The 11852-nt window shown below is 64.3% G+C and carries 12 protein-coding genes; 2 read left to right on the forward strand and 10 right to left on the reverse strand.

The features are described from left to right. Positions 1-13: 13 nt before the first annotated feature. The 9 genes from AC4FS3_RS09095 to AC4FS3_RS09135 all read right to left on the reverse strand — a co-directional run bounded on the left by AC4FS3_RS09095 (position 14) and on the right by AC4FS3_RS09135 (position 10774). Entirely contained in the window at positions 14-586 is a 573-nt protein-coding gene (locus AC4FS3_RS09095; protein ID WP_491020278.1) for a cysteine hydrolase family protein, read from the reverse strand. Position 587: 1 nt separating this feature from the next. Then, the gene (locus AC4FS3_RS09100) at positions 588-1622 is read right to left on the reverse strand and encodes an ABC transporter ATP-binding protein (RefSeq protein ID WP_491020279.1); all 1035 of its coding nucleotides are present in this window, start codon (positions 1620-1622) and stop codon (positions 588-590) included. After that, positions 1609-2388 (reverse strand): ABC transporter permease, encoded by a 780-nt coding sequence (locus tag AC4FS3_RS09105; RefSeq protein WP_233092526.1) that lies wholly within the window; start codon positions 2386-2388, stop codon positions 1609-1611. Before AC4FS3_RS09105 ends, AC4FS3_RS09100 begins: the two co-directional genes overlap by 14 nt. A gap of 4 nt (positions 2389-2392) precedes the next feature. Further along, a complete protein-coding gene (locus tag AC4FS3_RS09110; RefSeq protein WP_491020280.1) occupies positions 2393-3295 on the reverse strand; it encodes an ABC transporter permease in 903 nt (300 codons plus the stop codon). After that, on the reverse strand, positions 3292-4362 hold the full coding sequence (locus AC4FS3_RS09115; protein WP_491020281.1) for an ABC transporter substrate-binding protein: 1071 nt from the start codon (positions 4360-4362) through the stop codon (positions 3292-3294). Before AC4FS3_RS09115 ends, AC4FS3_RS09110 begins: the two co-directional genes overlap by 4 nt. Before the next feature lie 101 nt (positions 4363-4463). Continuing rightward, positions 4464-6692: an MGH1-like glycoside hydrolase domain-containing protein gene (locus AC4FS3_RS09120; RefSeq protein ID WP_491020282.1), complete on the reverse strand. Its 2229-nt coding sequence runs from the start codon at positions 6690-6692 to the stop codon at positions 4464-4466. Between the two features lie 7 nt (positions 6693-6699). Further along, entirely contained in the window at positions 6700-9207 is a 2508-nt protein-coding gene (locus AC4FS3_RS09125; RefSeq protein ID WP_491020283.1) for a hypothetical protein, read from the reverse strand. Continuing rightward, positions 9173-10159, reverse strand: a complete 987-nt coding sequence (locus tag AC4FS3_RS09130) for a fatty acid desaturase (RefSeq protein WP_491020284.1) — start codon at positions 10157-10159, stop codon at positions 9173-9175. The genes AC4FS3_RS09125 and AC4FS3_RS09130 overlap by 35 nt, the downstream gene beginning before the upstream one ends. A 15-nt stretch (positions 10160-10174) precedes the next feature. Next, a complete protein-coding gene (locus AC4FS3_RS09135; protein ID WP_491020285.1) occupies positions 10175-10774 on the reverse strand; it encodes a dimethylsulfonioproprionate lyase family protein in 600 nt (199 codons plus the stop codon). Between the two features lie 157 nt (positions 10775-10931). Here AC4FS3_RS09135 and AC4FS3_RS09140 point away from each other — a divergent pair, with 157 nt between their 5' ends. Together AC4FS3_RS09140 and AC4FS3_RS09145 are read left to right on the forward strand one after the other, a co-directional pair. Next, positions 10932-11180, forward strand: coding sequence for a type II toxin-antitoxin system Phd/YefM family antitoxin (locus AC4FS3_RS09140; RefSeq protein WP_491020286.1), 249 nt, complete (start codon positions 10932-10934; stop codon positions 11178-11180). After that, a complete protein-coding gene (locus tag AC4FS3_RS09145) occupies positions 11177-11563 on the forward strand; it encodes a type II toxin-antitoxin system VapC family toxin (protein ID WP_491020287.1) in 387 nt (128 codons plus the stop codon). Before AC4FS3_RS09140 ends, AC4FS3_RS09145 begins: the two co-directional genes overlap by 4 nt. A 6-nt stretch (positions 11564-11569) precedes the next feature. Here the strand turns inward: AC4FS3_RS09145 and AC4FS3_RS09150 are convergent, their stop codons facing one another. Beyond that, complete coding sequence (locus tag AC4FS3_RS09150; RefSeq protein ID WP_491020288.1) at positions 11570-11845, reverse strand: hypothetical protein; 276 nt, start codon at positions 11843-11845, stop codon at positions 11570-11572. Positions 11846-11852 lie beyond the last annotated feature (7 nt).

An 11852-nucleotide genomic window follows, 5' to 3' on the forward strand; every position in this document is an offset into this window, starting at 1 on the left:
GGCACGGGGCGGGCTATCTTTCGCTGAGGATCTGGTCAGTCGTCGCCAGCCGGATCTGATCCTCGCAGCGCGGGTAGATCAGGCGCAGGGCCGCCTCATGCGCTTCGCGGGCGGAACTGCCGACCGCATCGGTGACAATCGTCACGTCAAAGCCCAGATCCATCGCATCCATCACCGCCGCAAGCACGCAGACATCGGTTTCCACCCCGGAAAACACGATATGGCGGATCCCGTCTGAAAAAAGCCGCTCGGTCACGCCCGCGACCTTGAACGGCGAATAGACCAGCTTGTCGATCACCAGCGCTTTCGCCGCAAAGGGCTGCAATTCCGCCACAAGGTCGAGCAGAGCACGGTCAATCCTTTCGCCGGTCAGCATATCCCAGCGTTGATAATAGCGCGCCCAGGTGCCGGTTGCCGCCTCGGCCGTCTCGGGAACCACGAAACGCGCAAAGGCGTTCTGGCCGCGAAACCCCTCGCAAAGCCGCAGCACATTCGGCAGCACCTCGCGCAGCATCGGCGTATGCCAGACGGTTTCCTCATCAAACAGCCGCTGCATGTCGATGACCATATGAAGCGTGTCGCGCATCTCAGCCCTCCACCAGGATCGTATGCGCGGCGGGCCAGCTGAGCGTGACCTCAGCGCCATTGGCCAGGATCACACCATCGGCATTTTGCGCAAAGACCTTCAGCCGCTGGCCGCCCGGCCCTTCCATCAGATAGGTCAGGTTCGCGCCCGCATAGATCGCGTTCAGCACCTTCGCCCGCACCTGGTTTTCATGGGTGGCATCAAGGCTGATCTTTTCGGGCCTGACCGCCAGTGTCACGTCGCGGCCCTCGGGCAGGCCCGGCGCGGTGATGCGGTGTCCGGCGACTGTGATCGCGCCACCTTCTACCCGACCGGCAAAGAAATTGGCATCGCCAAGGAATTCGGCGGCAAAGCGGGTGGCGGGCCGTTCATAGATTGCCGCCGGTGCACCCATCTGCACGATGCGCCCACGGTCGAGGATCGCCACCTGATCCGACAGGGTCAGCGCCTCTTCCTGATCATGGGTGACAAAGATCGTCGTGACACCGATCTCGCGTTGCAGGCTCAGAAGCTCGACCTGCATCTCCTGTCTGAGCCGCCGGTCCAGCGCGGAAAGCGGCTCATCCAGCAAAAGCACCTTCGGCCCGGTCACAATCGCCCGGGCCATCGCGACGCGCTGCTGCTGGCCACCGGAAAGCTGTTTCGGCAGGCGGTCGGCAAAGCCCGGCAGCCGCACCATCTCCAGCGCCTCATCAACGCGGCGCTTTGCTTCAGCACCTTTGACCCCGCGCCGGCCAAGGCCGAAGGCGACATTGTCGCGCACGCTCATATGCGGGAACAGCGCGTAGGACTGGAACACCATGCCGATATTGCGGGCCCAGACCGGGATGCGGGTCACGTCTTCGCCGCCGATCGTCACCTGGCCCGCCTCGGGTGTGATAAAGCCCGCGATGATCCTCAGAAGCGTTGTCTTCCCCGAGCCGGACGGGCCGAGGAGGCTGGTAAAGCTCCCCGATGGGAAATCGACGGTGATATCGGTCAGAACCGGGCTGCCGCCATAAGATTTGGCGATGCCCGTCAGCTTAACGTCGGACATCTTTCGCTCCGAACTTCGAGAAGATGAAATAGATCAGCACCAGCGCCATTGATGCGAGCAAAAGCACCGTCGAGATGATGTTGATATCGGGGGTGAAGCCTTTGCGGATCGCGGAATAGATTTTCACCGGCAGCGTCGTATAGCCGGGTGTGGCCAGGAAATACGAGATCACGAACTGATCGAGCGAGACCGCGAAGGCAAACAGCGCCGCGCCGATGATCGAGGGCGTGAGCAACGGCAAAGTCACCCGGAAAAAGGCGAAAAGCGGCGTCGCACCCAGGCTCATCGCGGCCTCTTCGAGATCCTGGCGGATGGTTTGCAGGCCTGTCGAGACCACGAGCACCACGTAAGGAATGGCCAGCGCGACATGGCCGATCAGCATGGCGTGAAAGCCGCGACCGATGCCGCTCCAGTAAAACATCACGAGCATGGCGGTGCCGGTGATCAGCCAGGGGATGGCGATGGGCGGAAGCAGCATCACGCGCAGGAAATTCCGCCCCGGAAACTCGCGCCGATGCAGAGCCACGGCGGCAGCGGTTCCGACCGGCGTCGCAATCAGCGTCACGATTATGGCCACGATGACCGAGTTCTTCCCCGCCTCGAGCAGTTCGGCGTTTTGCCACAGCTCATGCCACCAGCGGGTCGAGAATTCAAATGGCAGCTGGTAATAGGGCGACGCGTTAAAGCCCATGGCGATCATCACGCCGATGGGCAGGTAGAGGAAGAAGATCAACAGGCAGAGATAGACGCGACCAAAGGCTTTCATCCGCTCACAACTCCGCATTGCGGCGCAACACGCCGGAGAAGGTCGCGAAAATTGCCAGAACCACCGCGAGCAGCATGAAGGAAAGCGCGGCCCCTTGTGGCCAGTTGAAGCCTTGCGTGAAACTGTCCTCGATCACGGTGCCCAGTGTCACGCCCTGCGGGCCGCCAAGGATGCGCGGCTCCATAAACGCGCCGACGACCGGCACGAAGATCAGCACCGATCCGGCGATCAGGCCCGGCGCTGCCATCGGGATCAGAATGCGGCCAAGGATCGTCCACCACCGCGCGCCAAGGCTTTCCGCCGCCTCGACAATCGCATCATCAATGGTCGAGATCGCGATATAGCAGGTCAGGACCATATAGGGCAGATAGCCATGCACCAGGCCCAGCACGATTGCCGGGCGGGAATAGAGAAAGCCGACCGATGCGGCCTCGGGCAGGATAAATTGCACAACCGCGTCAAGAAACCCGCCTTCGCGGATCACCATGGTCCAGGAGAAGATCCGCACCAGCCCATTGGTCCAGAATGGCAGCAGGATCAGGATCAGAAACACCCATTGCGACCGGCCAAGGCCCGACCGCGCCAGCGCCAGCGCGGCCAGAAATCCGGTCACGGCACAGATCAGCGTAGTCGCGAAAGCGATCTGGAAGGTCCAGGAGGCCACCTGCCACATATAGGGCTGGGTAAAGAATATTTTATACTGATCAAGCGTGTAGCCGATTTCCTTGTTGCCGATGGGTGTGGCGGTCATGAAGGAAAAGAGGAACATCGCGCCCAAGGGCAGGAAGATCGCGATCAGCAGCCACCCATAGGCGGGCAAAAGCAGCGCCGTGGTCGCAACCCAGGGCGGCAGGCGCCTCCCGCCCATGTTCAGGGCGGGGGCTGTGGTGGCGGGGCCTGCGCTCATTTCGCGGCGTAATAGGCTTTCATTTCCTGCCAGAGCGCGTTGAATGTGTCGCGCCGCGCATCCGGCAGGGCAGACATGATCGACATCGTGTCGATATATTCCGCCTTATGGACCTGTTTCATCAGGTCATCCTCGGGCAGCTTTGCCATGGCATCGACATTGGCCGAAGCCGGCGCGCCCACCTCGGTCGCCCAGCGGAAATAGAAATCCGGGTCGATCATGTAATTGATGAACGCATGGGCGGCATCGACATCGGGCGCGGTGGTCGGCACAGCGAGGCCGTCGAGCCAGCCGATCGCACCCTCTTTCGGCACCACGAAATGCACCGGCAGACCGCCATTGCGGAACGAGCGGACAACGCCGCCCGACCAGGCCACCGACAGATCGAACTCATTGGCGGCGAATGCCTTGTTCCACTGGTCTTCCGAGGTCCAGAGATTGTGCAGGTTCGGGCGCACCGATTGCAGGAAGCCTTTCACCGCCTCCAGATCCTTCGGGTCATTCATGTCCTGACCGGTCGCCAGTGCTCCAAGGCCCACAGCGGTCACCGCATCATCGAACAGCGCGACCTTGCCCGCCCAGGCCGGGTCCGCCAGCGCGGCATAGCTGTCGGGATCGGTCTTGCCATCCCGGACGCCCAGCCCGTTCATCCCCCAGACCCAGGCGCAGCCAAAGGTCTCGCCCTCATATTGCATATTGTCATGGTCTTTGAGCTTTGGCGCGAGGCCCACCGCATTCGGGATCTTTTCGAAATCGACCGGCTGGATCAGCCCCTGCCCCGCCGCCTGTGCGATCCGGGCCGAGTTGATCAGAACCACATCATAGGCCCCGGGATTGGTCGCCAGCTTGGTGATCATCTCGGCTTCGGAATTGAAATAATCATGCACGACCTCGATGCCGGTCGCCGCGGTAAAGGCCTCAAGCGCCCATTTCTCGTCGGTGCCGTAGCCCTGCCAGTTCAGCACGGTGATCTTCGTCGCCGCCAGCGCGCGACGCGGCCCCAGCAGCGTCGTTGCCAGCACCGTGCCGCCCATCAGTTGCACCATTGCGCGTCTGCTGAGTTTCATTTCCCGTCTCCCTCCCTGAAGGCCATGCGGGCGCGAACGGCTCCGGGCCTTTGATCTTCCTGCGATCTTGCCCCGCAAGGGACAGCGCAACTCCGTCCCTGTCAAGCACCATGCCGGGGATTGCGAAACCAGATTGAAAGCCGGGCGGCTCTGGTCGCCGACAGGCTCAGCTGCAAGGGGCCATCGCCGGGGTCCTGGCGCAGCGGGGCGCCATCCAGTTCGACCGCCAGCACATCCGACCTCCGGATCTGCGGCAGGCTCAGGCGGCCCGCCTCGCAGGCGGGAATTTCACAGCTGAAACAGCCCTCGCCAAAGCGGATATGCCTGAGCGGACCCGCGATATCGCTGACCAGCCGCGCCTGGCCCGTCGGGTCTGACAGCGTCAGCACCCCCCCTTCCCGGCTCACCACCACCGGCCCGAGCGGGCTTTCCAGCGGGCCCATGCGGCAATCGGGCCCGTTTTGCAGGCTCCACCCGGTCCAGGGGGAAAAGCCGCAGATTTCCTCGACCGCCATCAGTGGCAACAGCCCCGCCCAGACGTAAAACCCATCGGCATCGCCCTGGTCGAGCACCTCGCCGGTTTCGGAGCTGTAATTCTCGCCCGCGATCCGCGCCTCGTCCCAGTTCTTGCGGAAAAGTGCCAGGCTATCCGCTGCGAGACCCGCGGCACGCGTGGTCTCGCCGGCGCGGTGCAGGCCCAGCCAGACCAGGTAATTTACATTGGGCCAGACCCGTCCGCGCCAATAGACATTGTCCTGATAGGCCGGATCGTCGCGGGTGGCATTGGGCAGGGGCCAGGGGCTGCGGAAGGTCTCCGCATCCTCCATATGCCGCATCAGTGCCGCCTGCTGGCCGGCATCCGCCGCGCCGCATAAAAGCGGGTAAAAGCTGGTTGGAGACAGCGATTTCACAAATGCCCCGCCGCGCTGGCGGTTGGCAAAGATCTGGCGGCTTTCGTCCCAGAGCTGTTCGCGGATCAGCCGGCGATGCTTCCCGGCCATTTCGCGCATCTCGGTCGCGGTGGCGGTATCGCCCAGCTCTGCCGCGATCAGCGAAAGCATCTCGGCATCCAGCGCAACCACGCAATTCAGCCCCAGATCCCAGGTCGAGAGGCTGCGACTCTCTGCCTGCCAGACGGCCTCATCATGGGTGGCGCTGTTATCCATCCCCGTCTCATTCCGGGCGCCGAAATGGGTCCCCTGATAGAGCGCCGCGCCGACATCCGACGATCCGCAAGAGTTCAGGCCGCTCGAATCCGGGTCGCGTTCCCGCCGCCACCAGCGATGGTTTCTCAGCAAAATCTCATATTGCGCCGACAGAAGCGAACGCTCGCCCAGGCGCAGGAACAGGGACCAGGCCACCAGCGCGCCAAGCGGTGGCTGGCTGCGATCCACCCAGGCGTCATTCGACGTCACGATACAGGCGATATTCCCCTGCGGCGTAGCGCCTCCATGCGCCACTGCCATATTCTGCCGTGCGAGATCGGGGTCCAGCACGCCCGCCAGCAGCGCGGCATAGCATTGGTCATTATACCAGACCGCATAGCGCCCGAGATTCCAGATCCGCGTCACTTTGGTATAGGGGCGATGATTTTCCGTGTCCCAGACCGTGTTCCAGCCGGTGATGTCGCGAATGGCCTCCAGCGCACCGGCGGCGGCCCCCTCATGCAGCGACCCGGGTACAGGCGCCGGTGCGGCCAGCGCGGCTTTTGCCCCCGCCACAGCCAGAAGTTCGCTGTCGGCCACCGCCGCCGCCCAGGCGCCGTCTCGCATCATGTCGAGATTGAAACGCAATGCCAGCAAAGGGGCGGCCTCCGCCCGGCTCTCCAGGCTGAAATAGCCGTTTTCTTCCAGATCCTCACGCAAAGCGCCCAGATCCGGGTGGCCGGATACGACGATCGCCGGATCGCGGCTGATAATCGCGGCCCAGCGATGGCCCATGCGGATCAGCACCGCCCCCGCCGCATTGTCGAACCGCGCTTCCGCCCCATCGGCGGATATCGCCAGCACCACCCAGAACCTCGCCCCCCATTCGCCGGTCTCACGCGCTTCCCAGGCACCACGGATAACGAAAGGATCAACGGCTCCCGCCTGAAACCCGATCCTTGTGCCGGCGAATTCGGTCTCGAGCCCCGCGAAACCGCCATCCGCCCGATGCGCCCCCAGCCGCACCACATCCGCCCGTGGCTCGATCAGCGAGGTCTTGCGCGCCCTTGTCGAATAAAGGACCGGCGTCACCCTGAGCCCCAGCGGCTGAAAGATCATCTCGGCGGGCCGCTCGCCCCAGGTGAACCAGAGCCGCGAAAGCGGCAGGGTCGTGGTCATCGACATCGGGGCCTCACGAAACGGGCGTCAGCAGCACAGGCGGCGCGGTCAGCCCCGAAGCATCGGGCCAGAGCGCGCCCTGCCAGGGGGTGCCGGCATAGAAGCGGTTCGCGGCGGTATTGGCAATCTCAAGCCTGAGGTGATGCACGCCCGCATCCAGCATGCCGAGGGCAAGCCGGCAGGGCGGGTGCCAGATCCGGCCGACATAGCGCCCGTCAAGAAAGACCTGCGCCGCGCAGGCGAGACCTGGCAGTTCCAGCAGCGGCGCGGCAGGCTTTGCCAGCGTGAAGCGGGTCTCATAGATCCCGATGCCCGAGAAATCCGCATCGCCCTGATCCTGCCAGCCCCGGCAGACGCTGATCTGACGCGCCTCGCCCCGGGTTTGCAGGGTCCAGGCGCTGTCGAGCCTGTCGCGATGCCAGCGCGGCACAGGCTCGGTCAGCGTCCTGGCCGGATCTTCGGGCAAGCCAGCCTCGCGCAGCCGCAGACAGCGCAATTCCTGCGGTTCGAGGTAAAGATCGAGCCCGGCGAGTGCCTCCGGCGCATCATTATGGTAAAACCCGCCGCCGAGGTTGATCTGCGCCCGGAGCGGCGCAGCACTGTCATTGAACAGAACCAGACGCCATGCGCCCGTCGCATCGCGCCCGGCCAGATGGGAAACCAGATCACGGGACAGACCGGGCTCAGGCGTGACCACCGGCCCTTCGTCGGCGAGGAAGCGGTGCAGCCCGGGCAGATCCGGCGCGCCGCGCCAGACCGGCAGCGGCAGCGCATCAATGCGGGCCTGACTTGCCGGATCGGCAAAGCCCGTGACCGCTGGCAGCACAAGGGCCGCAAGGCGGCTGCCATAAAGCTCCGGCCCATTGGCGCCAGGGGTGATGCGCTGAAGACCCGCCTCATCAAGGATCAGCGGCGGCTGACCAAGCTGCCAGAGCGCCTCGGCCCAGGCGCCGAACAGGCGGGCATGATCATGGCGCGGCCCTTCCGTCAGGGCGGTCTCGTAAGGGTAGAAAAGCGCAACCTGTGCCTGCGGAACCGCGCCCGCGAGAAACCCCGCAAGCCCGGTGATCTCGTCATTCAGCGCCCGCATCACCCCCCACCAGGGTTGCAGATTATAGCCCGGCGCAAAATCAAAGCGCATATTGGCCAGCGGCTCACAGCGCCCGTCGCCCGCATCGGCATAAAGCGCATGCAGGATCACCTGGCCCGCGCCCAGGAGATGCAGCCGGATCATCTGCGCGCGCAGGGCGGCGGGCGTAATCTCCCACTGACCGGCGGCACGGGCCTCGCTGCGCTCCGCTGTCAGGTAAAGCTCGGTCAGACAGCCGCGCCGGCCGGAGGCGCGGGCGATACTGGCCCCCAGCATCGGCGCCAGCTGCGGGCCGAGGTTGTTGACATCGACCGCCGTGATATCACGCCATGCGTCCATCCCGAAGAAATCCGCCGCCAGCGCCACACGCGGATCAATCGAGGAAAACCCGCCATTCAGCGCGAAAGAGGCGACATGCGGCAAAATCTCATGCCCGGTCAGCGCCAGGCCGTTGCGGTCACAAAACGCCCGGACCGGCGCGAAAAACGCCTCCCCGATCAGCCTTGTATAAAGCCGCCAGATATGGCTGCGCGTGGCAGAGGTCCCGGGCCCGGTGTCAAAGAGCAGCGCGACCAGTTGCGGACCGATGGCCCCCCGCGCCGCAATCCCGGCTGCGAGGTCTTCAGACCACAGGAAGCTGTTCAGCAGGTTCCCCTCGGCCTCGTTCCAGCGGTAGAGAACCGGGGCGGGCTGGTCGAAAAACAACTGATCCACCACGCCGGGGATCAGCCCTGCCAGAACGGTAGCAAAGGGCTGCAGCCCACGCTCGACAAAGCGCTGACCGGCTTCGGGCAGCAGATAATTGATCACCCGCGAGCTGGCGATGCGGGTCGCAGCAAAGAGGATCCAGCGCGCGCCCTCGGGGAGGTGGTCGATCCGCGCCGTGACGCCGGTCTCGCTTGTCGAGGTCAGCCGCGCCACCCCCTCCTCGACACGGCCATCGGGGTGAAGGATCACCGCCGCGGCCAGATCCCAATCGGCGCAGACCGGATGGCCGCCCTCATGGATCCAGTCGCGCACCGCCGGGCCAAGGCTTGCGCCAAGAGTCGCGGTAATCCCGGAAATATGCGCCTCGGCCCCGGCGCTGACGGCCCAGAAAACATGACGTTCGCGCAGGTGATCCGCGCCATCGACCACACGTCCCCCCGCCTGACCACTGGTCCAGGCATAGTCATCATAAAGCCCGGCCTTCAGCCCGAGCCTGCCCATGATATCCACCGCGTCGCGATAGGCCGCGAGAAACCCGTCCGACAGGTAGAGCGACAAGGGCATTGAAGGCCGTGCCTGGATATAGATGCGACTGAACCCGGCGTCACGGAACTCTGTCAGCTGGGACAGCATGGAATCCCGCCCGGGCAGGCTGGACCAGAACCAATAGGCGGCGGGGCGGCCTGTTTCAGACAGCTTTGTCATCTCTGCTCGGTTCTGCACTGCCTGTCTCCTCCCGCCGCCAGGCGGGATGCGGGACATTTTCCTTCATCCGCCAGGCATAGGCGCGCAATATGCTGTAATAACTGGGGAAGACATAGCCGCCATTCAGCCGCTGCCACTCATCCCGTGCAGCGTTATAGGCTCCGGGCAGCCGATACCACGGCACGCGCGGCAATTTGTGATGCACGAAATGCAGGTTGTTGAACAAAAACAGCGGCGCGAGGAGCGAACGTTCGACGATGATCGTCCGCCCATTCGGGTCTTCGGCCCATTGATGTTCGCAATAGCTGCGAATCGCGATCAGCCCGAGCCCGATCCATCCCGGCCCCAGCATGTAGAGCCAGACCGGAATGCCCATCCCGAACTGAATAAGGGGCAGAACCACCGCCAGCCCCGCCAGATGATGCGCCCAGGCGTTGCGGGTCCTGGCGTCACCCGCCAAAATCCGGCGGCCCTCTGCCAGGGTGAAACCGATCACCGCAACCCATGGGCCAATCACCACCCGCCCGAGCAGCGTATTGTTGACCCGCAGCACCAGCCGCAACACTCCGGGCATCCGCGCCCAGGTGAAAAGCGCGACATAGTAGCTTTCGGGATCATCATAGGGGTCGGTCAGGCGCTCGTCATTATGGTGCTGAAGATGGGTCAGCCTATAGCTGCGATAGGCGTAGAAAATGCCGATCGGCAGCCAGACCAGGGTCTCATTCAACCCTGCGTTCCGGGTCGGATGGCCGTGCAGCACCTCATGCGCCAGCGAGGATTGCAGCGCCACCGCAACGCCCATCACGATCAGCGCAAGCCAGGGCAGGGCCGGCCAGAGCCAGACCCCCGCCGCCAGCCAGCCGCCGTAGCACAGCACGACCAGCCCCCAGGTAGGTGCCTCGACCCGCGGCGGCACCAGCATCTCACGCGGCAGCACCGGAAGACGCTGCGGCTCACTGGCCCCGCTCATGGCAGCAGCACCGTGTCAGACACGCCTCAGCGCCCAGATCGCCAGTAAAGGCGCCGCGCCGGACCGCATCGCGTGCCGGACCGAGGGCTGGTTGTAAAAGGTGCCTCCGGTTCCGGGCGTGAACCAGCCAGAGGTTTCGCGCCAGAAATCGCCCTCTGACAGCGCCAGATAGACCTCTTCCGGCGCATGGTTGTGATCGGGGTAGCGCACATGTGGCGCCAGCAGCGAAAGACCCAGCCAGACATCGCGCCGCTCTTCATGGCCGCCCGGGCCCAGAAGCGTGATTTCGGCATAGCTCCCGGAGGCAAGGCCATTGCGCTCTTCGCCCGTCCATTCGAGATGCGGCTCGGCGGCCTCCAGCGCCGTGCAAAGCGGGGCGAGCTGCGGGGTTTGCGCGGCATGGGTAAGCGCAGCCCCGAGATGCGCGCAGGCGGGTTGTCTTCCGGGGCTGCGCGGGGCCTGCGGATCGACCCGCTTCACGCCGTCGCGGATGCCCGCGAGCGCCGCCTTTGCCTCAGACGTCGCAGCCAGGTCCGCCATGAGTGCCAGCGTCACCTCTATGAAATTCTGAACTTCGGGGGGGCGGTTGTACAATGTCACAGTCGCGCCTTTCATCGGCTGGCCGCAGCTCAGAGCGCAGCGGCTCTGTCATGCGAAATGATAGGAGGGCAAAAGGCCCGCGGCAATGGTTCTGTGAGCCTGACGCGCATAGCTTGTCATGACGTAAGAAACAGACTAAGTTTAACAGACTAAGTCAGACCGGGGCGCTGTGATGAAAACCGTCAATATGCATGAAGCCAAGACACATCTCTCGCGCCTCGTGGAAGAGGCCGTGCAGGGGGAGCCCTTTATCATCGCCCGCGCGGGCAAGCCCCTGGTCAAGGTGGTGATGATCGAGACGGATGCGCCACGCCGCACCGGTTTTCTCGCCGGGCAGATCGACGTGCCCGATGATTTCGATCACCGCGATGCCGATCTGATCCGTGGCCTCTTTGAGGATGACACGGGATCTCAGCCGTGAATCTGCTGCTCGATACCCATTACCTGTTATGGGTGGCGGCGCGACCGGATCTGATCCCGGCCCGGGCGCTGGCACTGATCGAAGATCCGGCGCACCGGCTCTGGTTCAGCGTCGCCAGCATGTGGGAGGTGGCGATCAAGCGCGGCCTCGACCGACCGGACTTCCGCACCGATCCAGGGGTGCTCAGGGCCGGCCTGCTGTCAGCGGGCTATGAGGAGCTGACCATCGAAGGGCGACATATCCTCGCGCTCGCGACCCTGCCGCCCTTGCATCGCGACCCGTTCGACCGGCTGCTGGTGGCCCAGGCGGCGGCAGAGGGGATGCGCCTTTTGTCCCAGGACCGCTATGTGCTCGCCTATGGCGGGCCGGTGCTGGAGATTTAAGCGGCGTCAGACCGCAATGGCGGCCTCGGCATGGGCCAGCAGATCATTTGCGGCCGCGCCGGGTGCATAATGCACCCTTTGGCTGCGGTCACGGCGCAGGATCGTCACCAGCCGCGTCTCGACCTCCATCGCCACCAGTTCGCGCAGGACAAGCGCATGTTCCACCCCGAAAATCCGCGCGAAACTGCGGCTGTCGGCACAGATCCCCAGATGCGCAGTGGCCAGCAACATTGCCGCCATCATCGACGGCCCCCGCCCGGCAACCGCCTCGCAGAGCGCCATGAAGCGC

The sequence above is a fragment of the Pseudogemmobacter sp. TB195 genome, assembly GCF_058313095.1.